Annotated in this window: 17 protein-coding genes; 8 read left to right on the top strand and 9 right to left on the bottom strand. The window is 49.7% G+C overall.

Going from position 1 to position 14,598, the window contains the following annotated elements:
- Positions 1 to 140: 140 nt before the first annotated feature.
- Together A9B99_RS20405 and A9B99_RS20400 are read left to right on the top strand one after the other, a co-directional pair.
- Entirely contained in the window at positions 141 to 578 is a 438-nt protein-coding gene (locus tag A9B99_RS20405) for a type II toxin-antitoxin system RatA family toxin (protein WP_036104016.1), read from the top strand.
- Entirely contained in the window at positions 568 to 861 is a 294-nt protein-coding gene (locus tag A9B99_RS20400; protein WP_414855558.1) for an RnfH family protein, read from the top strand. The genes A9B99_RS20405 and A9B99_RS20400 overlap by 11 nt, the downstream gene beginning before the upstream one ends.
- A 105-nt stretch (positions 862 to 966) precedes the next feature.
- On the opposite strand, the gene bamE is transcribed toward A9B99_RS20400, so the two are convergent.
- The 3 genes from bamE to nadK all read right to left on the bottom strand — a co-directional run bounded on the left by bamE (position 967) and on the right by nadK (position 4,164).
- Complete coding sequence (bamE, locus tag A9B99_RS20395; RefSeq protein ID WP_064600776.1) at positions 967 to 1,314, bottom strand: outer membrane protein assembly factor BamE; 348 nt, start codon at positions 1,312 to 1,314, stop codon at positions 967 to 969.
- A gap of 223 nt (positions 1,315 to 1,537) precedes the next feature.
- On the bottom strand, positions 1,538 to 3,199 hold the full coding sequence (recN, locus tag A9B99_RS20390; protein ID WP_064600775.1) for a DNA repair protein RecN: 1,662 nt from the start codon (positions 3,197 to 3,199) through the stop codon (positions 1,538 to 1,540).
- A gap of 86 nt (positions 3,200 to 3,285) precedes the next feature.
- Positions 3,286 to 4,164 (bottom strand): NAD(+) kinase, encoded by an 879-nt coding sequence (gene nadK / locus A9B99_RS20385; protein ID WP_036104029.1) that lies wholly within the window; start codon positions 4,162 to 4,164, stop codon positions 3,286 to 3,288.
- A 122-nt stretch (positions 4,165 to 4,286) separates the two neighbouring features.
- Here nadK and grpE point away from each other — a divergent pair, with 122 nt between their 5' ends.
- The gene (grpE, locus tag A9B99_RS20380; RefSeq protein ID WP_156519111.1) at positions 4,287 to 4,871 is read left to right on the top strand and encodes a nucleotide exchange factor GrpE; all 585 of its coding nucleotides are present in this window, start codon (positions 4,287 to 4,289) and stop codon (positions 4,869 to 4,871) included.
- Positions 4,872 to 4,940: 69 nt separating this feature from the next.
- On the opposite strand, the gene A9B99_RS20375 is transcribed toward grpE, so the two are convergent.
- Together A9B99_RS20375 and A9B99_RS20370 are read right to left on the bottom strand one after the other, a co-directional pair.
- Positions 4,941 to 6,233 (bottom strand): HlyC/CorC family transporter, encoded by a 1,293-nt coding sequence (locus A9B99_RS20375; protein WP_064600772.1) that lies wholly within the window; start codon positions 6,231 to 6,233, stop codon positions 4,941 to 4,943.
- Positions 6,234 to 6,260: 27 nt separating this feature from the next.
- Positions 6,261 to 7,046: a cytochrome C assembly family protein gene (locus A9B99_RS20370; protein ID WP_064600771.1), complete on the bottom strand. Its 786-nt coding sequence runs from the start codon at positions 7,044 to 7,046 to the stop codon at positions 6,261 to 6,263.
- Positions 7,047 to 7,208: 162 nt separating this feature from the next.
- Here A9B99_RS20370 and ffh point away from each other — a divergent pair, with 162 nt between their 5' ends.
- The 5 genes from ffh to rplS all read left to right on the top strand — a co-directional run bounded on the left by ffh (position 7,209) and on the right by rplS (position 10,795).
- Positions 7,209 to 8,570: a signal recognition particle protein gene (ffh, locus tag A9B99_RS20365; RefSeq protein ID WP_064600770.1), complete on the top strand. Its 1,362-nt coding sequence runs from the start codon at positions 7,209 to 7,211 to the stop codon at positions 8,568 to 8,570.
- A 216-nt stretch (positions 8,571 to 8,786) separates the two neighbouring features.
- Positions 8,787 to 9,035: a 30S ribosomal protein S16 gene (rpsP, locus tag A9B99_RS20360; protein ID WP_036104040.1), complete on the top strand. Its 249-nt coding sequence runs from the start codon at positions 8,787 to 8,789 to the stop codon at positions 9,033 to 9,035.
- Between the two features lie 18 nt (positions 9,036 to 9,053).
- On the top strand, positions 9,054 to 9,602 hold the full coding sequence (gene rimM / locus A9B99_RS20355) for a ribosome maturation factor RimM (protein WP_064600769.1): 549 nt from the start codon (positions 9,054 to 9,056) through the stop codon (positions 9,600 to 9,602).
- A gap of 29 nt (positions 9,603 to 9,631) precedes the next feature.
- A complete protein-coding gene (gene trmD / locus A9B99_RS20350; protein ID WP_064600768.1) occupies positions 9,632 to 10,402 on the top strand; it encodes a tRNA (guanosine(37)-N1)-methyltransferase TrmD in 771 nt (256 codons plus the stop codon).
- 45 nt (positions 10,403 to 10,447) lie between these two features.
- Entirely contained in the window at positions 10,448 to 10,795 is a 348-nt protein-coding gene (gene rplS / locus A9B99_RS20345; RefSeq protein ID WP_064600766.1) for a 50S ribosomal protein L19, read from the top strand.
- A 166-nt stretch (positions 10,796 to 10,961) separates the two neighbouring features.
- Here the strand turns inward: rplS and lpxP are convergent, their stop codons facing one another.
- The 4 genes from lpxP to A9B99_RS20325 all read right to left on the bottom strand — a co-directional run bounded on the left by lpxP (position 10,962) and on the right by A9B99_RS20325 (position 14,340).
- Positions 10,962 to 11,876 carry a kdo(2)-lipid IV(A) palmitoleoyltransferase gene (gene lpxP / locus A9B99_RS20340; protein WP_064600764.1) on the bottom strand — a complete coding sequence of 305 codons (915 nt, stop codon included), beginning with the start codon at positions 11,874 to 11,876 and terminating at the stop codon, positions 10,962 to 10,964.
- 145 nt (positions 11,877 to 12,021) lie between these two features.
- Positions 12,022 to 12,504 (bottom strand): OmpA family protein, encoded by a 483-nt coding sequence (locus A9B99_RS20335; protein WP_405027735.1) that lies wholly within the window; start codon positions 12,502 to 12,504, stop codon positions 12,022 to 12,024.
- A 34-nt stretch (positions 12,505 to 12,538) separates the two neighbouring features.
- Positions 12,539 to 13,750 (bottom strand): diguanylate cyclase DgcN/YfiN, encoded by a 1,212-nt coding sequence (gene dgcN, locus A9B99_RS20330; RefSeq protein ID WP_064600762.1) that lies wholly within the window; start codon positions 13,748 to 13,750, stop codon positions 12,539 to 12,541.
- Positions 13,750 to 14,340, bottom strand: a complete 591-nt coding sequence (locus A9B99_RS20325; protein WP_231889222.1) for a regulatory sequestration protein YfiR — start codon at positions 14,338 to 14,340, stop codon at positions 13,750 to 13,752. Before A9B99_RS20325 ends, dgcN begins: the two co-directional genes overlap by 1 nt.
- Positions 14,341 to 14,598 lie beyond the last annotated feature (258 nt).

Genomic DNA, 14,598 nt, shown 5'->3' with positions numbered 1-14,598 from the left:
CTCAGTATACGGATTCCTGTCGTAAATGCATCCCATCCAGTGTGAGAAACATATCATCTTACCATGGCTGCGTTCAGTGTTTTTCTTTACTCGTCGATAAATGATATTATTTATGCGATTTATGTAACACGGGAAACACTATGCCGCAGATCAATCGTTCTGCCCTTGTGCCATACAGTGCCGAGCAGATGTACCAGTTAGTTAACGATGTAAAATCGTATCCGGACTTCCTGCCCGGTTGCGTGGGCAGCCGGGTGATTGAAAGTTCTTCACAACATATGACCGCTGCCGTTGATGTTTCAAAGGCGGGGATCAGTAAAACGTTTACCACGCGTAACGAACTGACCAGTAACCAGAGCATTTTAATGCACCTGGTGGATGGCCCATTTAAAAAATTAATGGGCGGCTGGAAGTTTACACCGCTCACGCCGGAAGCCTGCCGTATTGAGTTCCAGCTTGATTTTGAGTTTACCAACAAGCTGATTGAGCTGGCATTTGGGCGTATCTTTAAAGAGTTAGCGGCAAATATGGTGAATGCGTTCACCAGCCGGGCGAAAGAGGTTTATCGTGTTGCCTGAAATCACGGTGGAAGTGGTATATGCCCTGCCGGAAAAACAGTATTTGCGCAAAGTAACGCTTACCGAAGGGGCAACCCTGCAACAGGCGATTGAGGCTTCCGGGTTACTGGCATTGCGCACCGATATTAACCTTGAGAAGAACAAAGTTGGCATCTACAGCCGCCCGGCTAAGTTGAACGATACCGTGCAGGACGGCGACAGGGTGGAAATCTACCGGCCATTAACTGCAGACCCGAAAGCGTTACGGCGCATGCGGGCGGAGCTGTCGGCGCAGAAGAAGTAATATTGCCGCAGGTTAGCCTGTAGCAAGCCAGCCAATAAAAAAGGTGCCACTGGCACCTTTTTTATTGGCTGCGCCAGGCGTAATGCCTGGAAAGCGGGCGAGCACTTAACCTTCGCTACCGGTTAAGGCTGGCTTATTATCGATATTGGTAAGAATGCCGCTGCTGTTAAAAGTGAGAGTCAGGGTTTGCTGAGTCACTTTTTCATGGCCTGGCTGGCGGCGGAAAACATAAATCCATGTATTACTGCCGAACGGGTCGGTCATCATTGGCGTACCCAGCGCGTAAGCAACCTGCTGTTGGGTCATACCGTTATGGACCTGGGCAATATCAGTACTGGTGAGGTAATTCCCCTGGTTGATATCAGGGCGGTACACCACTCGCTCCATGGTGGAGCAGCCAGCAGTTAACATCAGAAGAACCGCTGTGGCAGCAGTCAGCGTTTTACAGCGCATAGTTTTTAGATTCCTTTTTGGGCCCGAGTTGTGCCTGGCTCATGTGTCATGTAGCCGATGATAATAAACCTTCAGCCAGTTTAAAACCTTAAGGCGCTTCAGTATGACCTTAGAGTTGAAAAAAAGTTGAGTGTAAGTGGAAAAACAGGGCATAAAAAACGTGCTGTGTTTGTTTTTTATACAAACACAGCACGGCGCAGAAGCAGAGGGTAATTATTGCGAATCAGGCAGCCAGTAATTCCCTGGCATTCGCCAGCGTGTTACGGGTGACTTCACTGCCACCTAACAGGCGGGCGAGTTCATTCAGGCGGGCGCGTTTATTCAGTGCCTGCATATGGGTTTCAGTAACGGTGCCATCGGTTTCTTTGCTGACAAAGAAATGCTGGTGGGCACAACCAGCAACCTGAGGCAGGTGCGTGACACACATAACCTGGGTGGATTCGCCCAGTGCGCGGAGCAACTTACCAACCACTGCGGCTGTTGGCCCGCTGATACCCACATCCACTTCATCAAAAATCAGTGCCGGGGTATCCATTTTACGTGCGGTAATCACCTGAATGGCCAGGGCGATACGCGACAGTTCACCCCCAGAGGCAACTTTACCTAAAGGCTGTAAAGACTGGCCCGGGTTAGTGCATACCCGAAACTCAATGCGGTCTGCGCCTTCTGGTGTCAGGTGGTTTTCATCAAAGGTGACATCAATAGTGAACTGACCATGAGGCATGGATAGTGAGTGCATACTATCAGTAACCAGTTGGCTAAGTTCTGCGGCGCGTATTTCGCGTTTTTCATGCAGGGTTCGGGCTACCGAAAGCGCACGCATATGATGTTGTGTAACGGTATCGCTCAGTGTGTCTTGTGCTTCGCCTTGCTCTTCCAGTTCCATTTGTTCCTGGAGCAGAGCCTGGTGTAGCCCGGGCAGTTCTTCCGGGGAAATATGGTGTTTGCGCGCCAGAGAAATTTGGCGGGAAATACGCTGTTCCAGTTCAAACAGGCGGTTAGGATCAAGTTCCGTGCTTTCGCAGTAATGGCGTAGTTCATCGCTGGCCTCACTAACCTGGATGGCGGCTTCCTCCAGCATGTCCAGCACGCTGGAGAGTTTGCTGTCCATGCTCACCAATTCACTCACCTGCTGGCGAGCGGTGTACAGCAGGCTTTGTACGTCGGCTGATTCTGTATCGGATAATATGGCTAATGCCTGCTGGCTGGTGGACAACAGTTGCCCACTGTTTGCCAGGCGTTTGTACTCTTCATCTATTTGTTCGAACTCGCCAGCCTGAGGCGCAAATTCATTGAGTTCTTTTAGCTGGTAATGCAGCAGTTCCAGGCGGGCTGTGCGTTCCTGGCTTTGCTGCTGGTGCTGCGCCAGTGCACGGCAGCTTTGGTTCCAGTTTTGCCAGCACAGCTTCATTTCCTGAGTAAGTGCATACTCACCTGCAAAGCCATCCAACAGGGCTTTTTGATGTTCTGGTTTGAGCAGTAACTGGTGGGCGTGTTGCCCGTGGATTTGAATAAGTAACTGCCCCAATTCACGTAACTGAGACAGGGGAACAGCGGTGCCGTTGATAAAGCCACGGGAGCGGCCATCTGCGCTGATTACCCGGCGAAGCAGGCATTCGTTGCCGTCTTCCAGCTGGTTTTCTTCCAGCCACTGTTGTGCCGCTGGTGTGTCTTTTAACTGAAAACGGGCGCATAAATCTGCCCGGGCTGCGCCCGCTCGCACGCTGTCACCTTCTGCACGGCCACCCAGGCATAAGCCCAGAGCATCAATGGCAATTGATTTCCCCGCGCCCGTTTCACCGGTAATGGCAGTCATTCCTGCGTGAAAATCAATTTCCAGTTCACGAACGATAGCGAAGTTACTGATTGTGAGTTGTGACAGCATAGCCACCTTCCTGTATAAAATAACAGAGCTGTGTTTTCATACAGTATAAACTGGTTTTATATACAGTAAAGTGGCAAACGCGAATTTTAGAATAATTTTTTTGACCAGCCGAGTTTAGAGCTTAATGTGTTGAAATAGCTGTAATCGATAGGGTGTATCAAGTTTAGCTGGTAGTCGCACCGGCGAATGAATACGTCTTCGCCTTCCTGAATAGGAAGCGCAATCTGGCTGTCGCAACTGATTTCAAGGTCATTGCGCCGGTGGGAAAACCGCAGGCGAATGGTGCTGCTGCCATTGATAACCAGTGGCCGCGCTGAGAGCGTATGGGGGAACATTGGTACCAGCGTAATGGCGTCCAGCGACGGGGTGAGAATTGGGCCGCCGGCAGAAAGGGAGTAGGCGGTGGAGCCTGTCGGCGTGGAAATAATCAGGCCGTCGGAACGCTGAGAGAAAGCAAATTTTTCGTCAATATAGACTTCAAATTCTATCATGTGTGCCACTTTGCCCGGGTGCAGCACAACTTCATTAATTGCCGTGCTCAGCCGTTTTGGGCTGTCTTTCTGGCAAACCTGTGCTTCCAGTAAAAAGCGTTGTTCACTGATATAATGGCCTTCGAGTACATCGGCAAGTTGCTGGTGAGCGTTATCCGGGTCAAGGTCCGTCAGGAACCCCAGGTTCCCTCTGTTAATGCCAATCACTTTAATGCCATAACGGGCAAGAACCCTTGCGGCCCCGAGCATGTTACCGTCACCGCCGACCACAACAGCCAGGTCCGCCTGCTGGCCTATATCCGCCAGCGTACCGGTGCGGGCTTGCTTCAGGCCCAGTTCATGTGCAATTTGCTGTTCCATAATGACGTCATAACCTTTACTGCACAGCCAGCGCCATAACATTTCATGGGTGCTGAGCGCGCCAGGATGACGAGGGTGCCCAACAATGCCGATGCAGTTAAACTGTTTGTTCATTATTACGGAGTCCTTACATGGGGTTGGATCACGACAATCTGCCCTGTTCCCTTGAAACACGGAAACTGATCCCCATAATAAGCGAACCAGCGAGACAAATGCGAAAAAACGCGGAGAATTTCATGAGCAGTAAAGATCAGAAAACACCTGAAGAGCATCAGCCGGATGAAATCGTTATGGAACAACATGATGAAGTAGACGCTGCGGACACAGCGGACCAGGTGGATCCGCGCGATGAACAGATTGCTAACCTGGAGAAACAGTTAGCTGAAGTTCAGCAGCGCGAACAAGACAATGTGCTGCGCGCACGGGCGGAAATGGAAAACCTGCGTCGCCGTACTGAGCAGGATGTCGAAAAAGCGCATAAATTTGCGCTGGAAAAATTCGTTAACGAATTACTGCCCGTAATCGATAGCCTGGACCGCGCTCTGGAAGTGGCGGATAAAGAAAATGCGGATATGGCATCCATGGTTGAAGGGATTGAACTGACCCTGAAATCCATGCTGGATGTAGTACGCAAGTTTGGTGTCGATGTCATCAGTGATGTGAATGTACCGCTGGACCCGAATGTTCACCAGGCTATTGCTATGGTGGAATCTGAAGAGGTGGCGGCTGGTAACGTGCTTCACGTTATGCAAAAAGGTTACACCCTGAATGGCCGCACTATTCGTGCCGCTATGGTAACCGTTGCTAAAGCAAAAGCCTGATACTTTTCTTTGGTAGAAAAAACCTCTGCCGGGCCAGGCAGAGGTTTTTTGGTGAGTAAATGGCGGTAATTATTCTGCGCTCTGAATACTGGTTTTAAGCGGGGTAACCGGGGTCACCTTTACCTGCTTAATCATGTTGTCCTGCACATCGAGAATATCTATATCGTACTGGCCTATATTCACTCGCGTACCTGCCGCAGGTATCTCTTCCAGCGCCTCAAGCAACATCCCATTTACGGTACGCGCTTCTTCTTCCGGGAAATGCCAGTTAAAGGCTTTATTGAGGTCACGAATGTTGGCGCTCCCTTCAATAATGACCGAGCCATCATTTTGCGGTGTGACTTCTTCCGCCAGAGAAGGCGACATAGAGGTAGTAAAATCCCCGACAATTTCTTCAAGGATATCTTCAACGGTAATCAGCCCCTGAATATCGCCGTATTCATCTACCACCAGACCCACTTTCTTTTTATTGCGCTGGAATTTGATGAGCTGGGTGCTGAGCGGCGTGCCTTCGGGAACAAAATAAATTTCATCGGCGGCGCGCAGCATCACTTCTTTCGTGAACTCTTTTTTCTCCGTCATTAGCCGGTAGGCTTCACGGACACGCAGCATGCTGATGGCATCATCCAGCGATTCACGGTAGAGAACGATACGCCCGTGCGGTGAGTGAGTCAGCTGGCGAACAATCGATTTCCAGTCGTCGTTGATATCAATACCCACGATTTCATTGCGCGGCACCATGATGTCGTTAACACTTACTTTCTCCAGGTCCAGCACAGAAAGCAGCATGTCCTGGTTACGCTGGGAGATTTTGGATTTGGATTCATTAACAATAGTGCGCAGTTCATCTTTGGTGAGCGCGGCACTCACCACAGCGTCGGTTCTTATCCCCACAGTGCGCATTAAGATGCGGGTTATCATGTTCAGCAACCATACCAGTGGCATCATGATGACCTGGAGCGGCGCTAATAACACACTGCTGGGGAACGCGACTTTTTCAGGGTAGAGTGCAGCGACAGTTTTAGGCAGCACTTCAGCAAAAATCAGTACCACGAAGGTGAGAACACCTGTGGCAATAGCAACCCCGGCATCGCCATACAGGCGCATACCAACAATGGTTGCCAGTGCAGAAGCAAGGATATTGACCAGGTTATTGCCAATCAGCACCAGGCTTATCAGGCGGTCCGGTGTACGCAGAAGTTTTTCGACACGCCGCGCAGATTTATTTCCCTGCTTTGCAAGATGGCGCAGGCGATAACGGTTAAGTGTCATCATTCCGGTTTCCGAACCGGAGAAGTAGGCGGAAATCAACACCATGATCACCAGGGTGATAATCAACGTGGTGGTGGAAATGTCTTCCAAAAAAATCGTCCTTTATTAATAAGAAAATTAGCCGAGGAGTTGTTGCAGTACACGGCTTCCAAAGTAAGCGAGAGTGAGTAACAGCGCACCGGCCATATTGAACCAGACAACGCGGCGACCACGCCACCCTTCATGATAATGCCCCCACAGCAGGATGATATAGACAAACCATGCCAGAATAGACAGCACGGCTTTATCAATGTTCTCCATGGTAAACATGTTGTGCATGTAGAACAGGCCTGTTGCCAGGGTTAGCGTGAGCAGCACCACACCAATTTGCGTGATGTGAAACATTTTGCGTTCAATGCCCATAAGTGGCGGCATATCTGCGCTGAACGCCAGGCGTTTGTTCTTCAGTTGGTAGTCAATCCAGGCTAACTGCAGGGCATAAAGCGCTGCGATAATCAGCGTAGCATAAGAGAAGAGAGACAACCCAATATGCACCATCATACCCGGGGTGGTTTCCAGGTGAGTAATAAACTCATTTGGCATAAATGAGGCGAAAGCCAGATTAATGAGGGCAAACGCATACACAATCGGCAACAGCAGCCAGCCACGGTTTTTTGTCGCGACAATGGTCATCACGATACAAATCATCAGGCTGACCAGCGAGCCGACGTTAAGCAAACTGAGGTTTTGCCCGCCATTGATAAAAATACGGGATTCAAGCGCCAGAGCATGGCAAACCAGGGCGATAATGGCCGACAAAATCGCCATACGGCGCCAACCGCTCTGTTGTTTTAACAGACCAGGAATGATGAGCGCGAGGCTGACAGAGTAGGCCGCCAGCGCAAGAATAGAAAAAACAGGCATATAGGATGTCGGTGTTAGCCAGAATCAGAAGACGCAGTATAACGTTACACGCTCCCGGCTCCAACCGTTGCATAACATCAATGACTGCTTCATGTTATACTGCGCCAATTCATGAATCACTGTCGCGCTTGCGGCCTAAGTTACCATTCGGGTAAGAAGACAATGTTTGATAATTTAACAGACCGTTTGTCGCGCACGCTGCGCAATATCAGCGGCCGTGGGCGGCTTACCGAAGACAATATTAAAGATACACTGCGCGAAGTGCGCATGGCGCTGCTGGAAGCAGATGTCGCTCTGCCAGTGGTGCGTGAGTTTATCAACCGCGTTAAAGAAAGTGCGGTTGGTCATGAAGTGAACAAAAGCCTGACGCCTGGCCAGGAGTTCGTGAAAATTGTCCGCACAGAACTGGTTGCGGCGATGGGTGAAGAAAACACGGCACTCAACCTGGCGGCACAACCCCCGGCTGTTGTTTTGATGGCGGGGTTGCAGGGGGCCGGTAAAACCACCAGTGTGGGGAAACTGGGGAAATTCCTGCGCGAGAAACATAAAAAGAAAGTGCTGGTGGTGTCTGCCGACGTGTATCGCCCGGCTGCTATCAAACAGCTGGAAACCCTGGCGCAACAGGTTGAGGTCGATTTCTTCCCTTCTGATGTTCAGCAAAAGCCTGTGGATATTGTTAACAGCGCGCTGCAACACGCGAAACTGAAATTCTACGATGTGCTGCTGGTGGATACAGCCGGCCGTTTGCACGTTGATGAAGCAATGATGGATGAAATCAAGCAAGTCCATCAGGCTATTAACCCGGTGGAAACGCTGTTCGTGGTTGATGCCATGACCGGGCAGGATGCCGCGAATACCGCAAAAGCGTTTAACGAAGCGCTGCCATTGACGGGGGTTATCCTTACCAAAGTTGATGGTGATGCCCGTGGCGGTGCGGCGTTGTCCATTCGTCATATCACCGGGAAACCTATTAAGTTCCTGGGTGTGGGCGAAAAAACAGAAGCGCTTGAGCCTTTCCATCCGGACCGTATCGCTTCACGTATTCTCGGTATGGGCGATGTGCTGTCGCTGATTGAAGATATCGAAAGCAAAGTTGACCGTGCTCAGGCCGAGAAACTGGCAACCAAGCTGAAGAAAGGCGATGGTTTTGATCTGACCGATTTTCTTGAGCAACTGAAGCAAATGCGCAATATGGGCGGTATGGCGAGCCTGATGGGTAAATTGCCGGGTATGGGCCAAATACCAGATAACGTGAAATCCCAGATGGACGACAAAGTGCTGGTGCGGATGGAGGCTATCATTAATTCAATGACCCTCAAAGAACGTGCTCAGCCAGATATCATCAAGGGATCCCGTAAACGCCGTATTGCCGCCGGTTGCGGTATGCAGGTTCAGGATGTTAACCGTCTTCTGAAACAGTTCGACGACATGCAACGCATGATGAAGAAAATGAAGAAGGGCGGGATGATGAAAATGATGCGTGGTATGAAAGGCATGATGCCACCGGGCTTCCCGGGGCGTTGATGCCTGTTAGTCAACAACGTTTGGCTGGCTGGCATTGTGTTGCCAGGGTGTAAGCTGAACGCCGGTGTAGCTGGAATTGTACTGCACTGCGGCCACACAACCCGTAAATTGAATTGATTTTTACGCAGAAATGAGTAAAATTTTCGGGCTTTTTATATGACACCGGGCTCCGTTCCTCGATGGAGCCCGGTTGTTTTATTAACTCAAGAGGATGTTATGGTAACTATTCGTTTAGCACGTCACGGCGCTAAAAAGCGTCCGTTCTACCAGGTTGTCGTTGCTGACAGCCGTAATGCGCGCAACGGTCGCTTCATTGAGCGCGTTGGTTTCTTCAACCCGCTGGCCAGCGAAAAAGAAGAAGGCTCACGCCTGGATCTGGATCGTATCGCTCACTGGGTTGGCCAGGGCGCAACTGTATCTGATCGCGTTGCTGCGCTGATCAAATCAGTAAAACAAGCAGCTTAATCTGTCGCGGTGGTCATGATGAGCAAGCAACAAACCGTATCAACGCCCGTTGAACCCATAGTTCTGGGGAAAATGGGGTCTCCCTACGGTATTCGTGGTTGGCTCAGAATGTTTTCTTCCACTGAAGAGACCGAAAGCATTTTTGACTATCAGCCCTGGTTTATCCAGAAGGCGGGTCAGTGGCAAGTTGTTGAGCTGGAAAGCTGGCGCTACCACAATCAGGATGTTGTCATCAAACTGAAAGGTGTTGATGACCGTGATGCCGCGAATTTACTGACTAATTGCGAAATTGTTGTGGATTCGTCGCAGTTGCCGCAACTTGAAGATGGTGATTATTACTGGAAAGACCTGATGGGTTGCCAGGTAGTCACAACTGATGGTTATAACCTGGGTAAAGTCATTGATATGATGGAAACCGGGTCGAATGACGTTCTCGTCATTAAGGCAAACCTGAAAGATGCATTTGGTGTCAAGGAGCGGTTGGTTCCGTTCCTGGACGGGCAGGTTATCAAGAAAGTCGATCTCACTACTCAAACTATTGAAGTAGATTGGGATCCTGGTTTTTAACCACCGGATAATACGGTAATAACAGCGCTATGTGGATTGGCATAATTAGCCTGTTTCCCGAGATGTTTCGCGCGATTACCGATTTCGGGGTAACTGGTAGGGCTGTAAAAAATGGCCTGCTCAGCATCGAAAGCTGGAGTCCCCGTGACTTCACGCATGACAGGCACCGTACTGTGGACGATCGTCCTTATGGTGGCGGGCCTGGGATGCTGATGATGGTTCAACCTTTGCGGGATGCCATCAATGCAGCCAAAACCGCGGCAGGTGAAGGCGCTAAGGTGATCTATCTGTCACCTCAGGGGCGCAAGCTTGATCAAGCTGGCGTCAGTGAACTGGCAACAAATGAGAAGCTGATTCTGGTTTGTGGCCGGTACGAAGGTATTGATGAGCGCGTTATACAAACCGAGATTGACGAAGAATGGTCTATCGGGGATTACGTGCTCAGTGGTGGTGAGTTACCCGCCATGACGTTAATTGATTCTGTTGCCCGGTTTGTTCCCGGTGTACTGGGTCATGAGGCGTCAGCAAATGAAGATTCATTTGTGGATGGGTTGCTGGATTGTCCACATTATACCCGGCCTGAGGTTCTGGAAGGCATGGAAGTACCGCCAGTGTTACTGTCGGGTAATCATGCTGAGATTCGCCGCTGGCGTTTGAAACAGTCGCTGGGCCGCACCTGGCTTAGAAGACCTGAACTTCTGGAAAACCTGGCTCTGACTGAAGAGCAAGCAAAGTTGCTGGCGGAGTTCCAGCGGGAACATAAGCAGCAACATAAACATGATGGGAATGGCGAAGCATAGGCTGCCACCCGAAACATCAGTTTACCCAGGATAAGAGATTAAATTATGAGCAACATTATCAAGCAAATTGAACAAGAGCAGATGAAGCAGGACGTACCTTCCTTCCGTCCGGGCGATACCGTGGAAGTGAAAGTATGGGTTGTTGAAGGTTCTAAAAAACGTCTGCAGGCATTCGAGGGCGTGGTTATCGCTATTCGTAACCGCGGTCTGCACTCTGCATTCACTGTTCGTAAAATTTCCAACGGCGAAGGTGTTGAGCGTGTATTCCAGACTCACTCACCGGTTGTTGATTCTATCAACGTCAAACGCCGTGGTGCCGTTCGTAAAGCTAAACTGTACTACCTGCGTGAGCGTACTGGTAAAGCGGCTCGTATTAAAGAGCGTCTTAACTAAGTACACGCGCAAGCGTCATCTTAAAGTTAATAGAAAACAAGGGGTTGGCATTATGCCAGCCCCTTTTTCTTTGCCATGTTTATTGCCAGTGCTCTCAGGAAAGCATTGTGTTGTCAAATGGTTTTCAATAGCCGGATTTGGCATAATCCTGCCGTTGCTCTGCAGGTTATGAATAGAGCTGAGCGGCACCTTCCGGGCGAGTTTTAAAACGCCGGTGTACCCATAAATACTGCCCGGGTGCACGCAGGATCTCTTTCTCTATAACTTTGTTGATGTACCTGGCTGCCTGTATCTTGCTGTCCGGGTAGTCTTCAAAGGCTTTACTGATATGCAAGCGGTAACCGGCATTGCCGGGTTTACGGACCATGGTGATAGTCAGCATCTGTGAACGGGAAAGTTGCGAAACGGCATAGGTACCATTGGTGGTAGCGGCATCCGGTACTGAGAAAAAGGGAGCGAAGACACTGCCTCTCGGCCCATAATCCTGGTCTGGAGCAAACCATACCGCTTCCCCGCTTTTCAGTGCGTTGACCAGACCTTTCAGGTTTCGCCGGTCTATCATTGCTTTATTTGACCGCAGGCGGCCCTTTGTTTGAACCCACTCCATTAATGGGCTGTTATGAGGCCTGTATGTCGCCATCATTGGCTGGCACAAACCCATCACTCTGCCGCCCAACTCAAGTGACATGAAGTGAACACCGATTGCTATTACGCCCTTTTTGGTGCTCATTGCCTGATCAAGGTGTGTGCAACCTTCAACATCGAACCACTTTCGCACTCGCGAATCGCGCCAAAACCACGCCATGCCTGTTTCAAGCAACCCCATGCCGAGGGAAATAAAGTTGTCGTCAACAAGCTTTTCTTTTTCGGCGGTGCTCATTTCAGGAAAGCACAATTCAATATTACGCCTTGCTATTTTCTCACGGCGTTTCAGAAATGGGCGAGATGCTTTACCCAGCCCACGACCAATGCAGGCTATAACGGGATACGGAAGCTGAACCATGGCCCATAAAATACCCAGACCCAGCCAGGTTAACCAGTTTCTTGGGTGAAGGAAGGATTTCTTAAAGCCTGAAAACATGCATTCTCCAGTGACATGAAACGGTGTGGTGAGCAAAGAGAAAACAAACCGTTAATCAGCCAGTTGTACTTGGAATATGGTGTTTAGACAGCCAGAATTTGAAACGATTCACCCATTTACGAATGTTTAATCAAACCAAAGGCCGTTAAGGTGTGGTAATCACCACAGCTACATGGCGGTTTTCCGCTCGCCCTTCGCGTGTTGCGTTACTGGCTACCGGGTATTTGTCTCCCAGGCCTTCAGCAGTGAGGTTGTCTCTGGAAACGCCTGTTCCATCTGCCCACGCATCAGCAACAGCATTTGCACGTTTCAGTGACAATGCGAGGTTGTACTGCCTGTCACCGTAATTATCGGTGTAACCATTAAAATGCGCGTGAGTAATGCCCACCTGCGCCAGGTGATGGGCCATGCCCTGTATTTTTTGTTTGCTGGCGGGTTTCAGGCGAAATTGATCGGTGTCGAACAGAATTTTATCCGACATCCCCAGGGACCAGCCTGAATTTGTCTGTTTAAAACCATAAGACTGCATGGCCGCAACCTGCTGATGGGTGAACGCGCCAGTATTCGTCTGGCAGGCAGTCAGTAATACAGTCGCTGTTAACAGTACTGGAGCGAAAACGTTTCTCATAATTATCATTCCCTATTGCTGTGTCTTATGCTGCTTATCTGCGTGTTGAGCGCTTCACCTGGTACATGCTGGTGTCTGCACTATCAATGAGTTCTTCAGGGGTACTGCAAGTGTGTGCCCATGCATAGCCAATGCTTAATGACATCACCACACTTTTTTCTGGTGAGATTGCAATAGAAGAAGACAGGCGTTGCGTTATTTCACTGATTTTCTGCGTGATATCAGCCTCATGCTGTATGCCGGCCAACAAGATAGCAAATTCGTCCCCACCTAACCGAAAGGCCGGGCAGGTTTCGCCAGCGAATGTCGCCAGTCTGTGGGCTGTCTCAATCAGTACCAGGTCTCCTGCGTTGTGCCCCCATGTGTCGTTAATGGTCTTGAAATGATTACCGTCCATATACAGCAACACGGCACCGGTTCTGGCCTCTGGTGCGCTGTACAGTTTATCCAGCGCCTGGCGAAATGCATTACGGTTACCCAGCCCGGTCAGCGGGTCATGCAGCGTACTCTTCAGTAAAGAGGCATTGCGTTGCTGGAGCTGGATTTGCCAGGTCTCCATGTCATCAAGCAGGCTGTTAAAGTCTTTGGCAAAATGGTAGAACTCATCAATGTGGGTTGGCGTGGCTCGTCGCGAGAAATCACGGTTTTCACGCACGTCGTGCACCACGCTTGTCATTGCATGCAGGGCTTTATTCAGGTCGCGATGCAGATAGTTACTGATAAGCAGCGACAACAATGCAGCCAGGAACAAACAGCCGCCCAAAACAGCCAGCGAGAGCCAGACAAAATGTGTGACGATGCCATCGGTGCCAGTCAGCACAAGTGTGCCTACCACCTGGCCATTGTGTTCAATTGTTTTATAGACCGGTTCCGGGTAAACCCACTTACTGACCAGACTTTCTATCATGGTCTGATGGCGAATTTTGGGGCTGTTCCAGCGCGTCATTTCCTGCTGCTGAGTATCATAAACAATGGCGGCAGAGAATTGCCCTTGTTCCCCCAGTGTTTGCAGTGTGTTCAGCGCAGCCTGCGAATCATGAAATACCGTGGCGGCTTCAAGGCTGTGGCTGATGGTGCTACTCAATAACGCTAAATTTGTCTGTGCATACTGCTTGAGAGCCACCATAGATGTCAGAGAAATAAGGATCCATGATGCAATCATCGCCACAATGACGCTAATCAGGCTGATGCGTCGTAACGTATTTTTGAATGTTGGTCGTGAGCAAAACCGGGTGTCCTTTACCATCACTTCTCCGTTTTTCTTGCGAGCAACAAAACATCAGGCGAAACGTGCACACCGCTGCGTGTCAACGAATCCAGATTGACGGAAAATTTTACCGAATCAGATGTTATGGCAAGGCAAAAAGCGCTGCCTGTTACACATTGTGGATTATTTTCTGAAATGAACAGACGCGCCCCAGCTGGGAGTTGCTGAATAACGGTCTGTTGTGTTTGTGCTGATTCCTGACCGAAATAGATGCCATCACACTGCGCTGCGGTTGTACTGTTAATCTCAGTTAATATGACTGGCTGATAAGGCATACTTTCCGCGTTATTCGGCGATGTCAGTGCGTCCAGGTATGGTGTGCTGCGCGAAAAGCACATACGGGGCCTGGTGGTCAAAGCAGGCCACCGGGTATAGCTGACAATGCCATAAACTATTCTTTTTACATTTTGAGCGGTGCCGGACAGGTATGGCTGAGACCCTGCGTCAGAGGCGCTGGCCTTTGCAGAAATAGAACATGCAAAAATCAGGAATAGCATTGAGACGAGTCGGGGCATGTGAGTTTTCTGGCTCGTGCTTACAATATGCGAATAATCTGATGATAATAACATTTTGTTATCATTTCGTCAGTCCGGAAATAGCGTGTTGATTCTCCATATGGTTTTTTCCTGGTTTGCCAGACCAGGAAGCTGTTTTTCTGTAGTAAATACGCGTCATGCTGAGTGACGTGAGATAAGTATCTTAGTGAAGTGTCTTTCATGGTGTAATTATAAGTTTACATTTTTATGGTGATTTTTCCGCTTTAATGGCAATTAAATTGATGGTGTAAACTAAAGTTTACGTATTTTGGATTGAAATCTTTACCTGCT

Source organism: Mangrovibacter phragmitis (assembly GCF_001655675.1).
GTDB lineage: Bacteria > Pseudomonadota > Gammaproteobacteria > Enterobacterales > Enterobacteriaceae > Mangrovibacter > Mangrovibacter phragmitis.
This window is presented reverse-complemented; position numbering and strand designations above follow the sequence as displayed.

Bases quoted from the DNA above. Each gene is read 5' to 3' on its own strand.
- rplS (WP_064600766.1), top strand. From the start codon at position 10,448: ATGAGCAACATTATCAAGCAAATTGAACAAGAGCAGATGAAGCAGGAC.
- trmD (WP_064600768.1), top strand. From the start codon at position 9,632: ATGTGGATTGGCATAATTAGCCTGTTTCCCGAGATGTTTCGCGCGATT.
- rpsP (WP_036104040.1), top strand. From the start codon at position 8,787: ATGGTAACTATTCGTTTAGCACGTCACGGCGCTAAAAAGCGTCCGTTC.
- dgcN (WP_064600762.1), bottom strand. From the start codon at position 13,750: ATGGTAAAGGACACCCGGTTTTGCTCACGACCAACATTCAAAAATACG.
- rimM (WP_064600769.1), top strand. From the start codon at position 9,054: ATGAGCAAGCAACAAACCGTATCAACGCCCGTTGAACCCATAGTTCTG.
- A9B99_RS20325 (WP_231889222.1), bottom strand. From the start codon at position 14,340: ATGTTATTATCATCAGATTATTCGCATATTGTAAGCACGAGCCAGAAA.
- A9B99_RS20405 (WP_036104016.1), top strand. From the start codon at position 141: ATGCCGCAGATCAATCGTTCTGCCCTTGTGCCATACAGTGCCGAGCAG.
- A9B99_RS20370 (WP_064600771.1), bottom strand. From the start codon at position 7,046: ATGCCTGTTTTTTCTATTCTTGCGCTGGCGGCCTACTCTGTCAGCCTC.
- nadK (WP_036104029.1), bottom strand. From the start codon at position 4,164: ATGAACAAACAGTTTAACTGCATCGGCATTGTTGGGCACCCTCGTCAT.
- lpxP (WP_064600764.1), bottom strand. From the start codon at position 11,876: ATGTTTTCAGGCTTTAAGAAATCCTTCCTTCACCCAAGAAACTGGTTA.
- bamE (WP_064600776.1), bottom strand. From the start codon at position 1,314: ATGCGCTGTAAAACGCTGACTGCTGCCACAGCGGTTCTTCTGATGTTA.
- grpE (WP_156519111.1), top strand. From the start codon at position 4,287: ATGAGCAGTAAAGATCAGAAAACACCTGAAGAGCATCAGCCGGATGAA.
- ffh (WP_064600770.1), top strand. From the start codon at position 7,209: ATGTTTGATAATTTAACAGACCGTTTGTCGCGCACGCTGCGCAATATC.
- recN (WP_064600775.1), bottom strand. From the start codon at position 3,199: ATGCTGTCACAACTCACAATCAGTAACTTCGCTATCGTTCGTGAACTG.
- A9B99_RS20335 (WP_405027735.1), bottom strand. From the start codon at position 12,504: ATGAGAAACGTTTTCGCTCCAGTACTGTTAACAGCGACTGTATTACTG.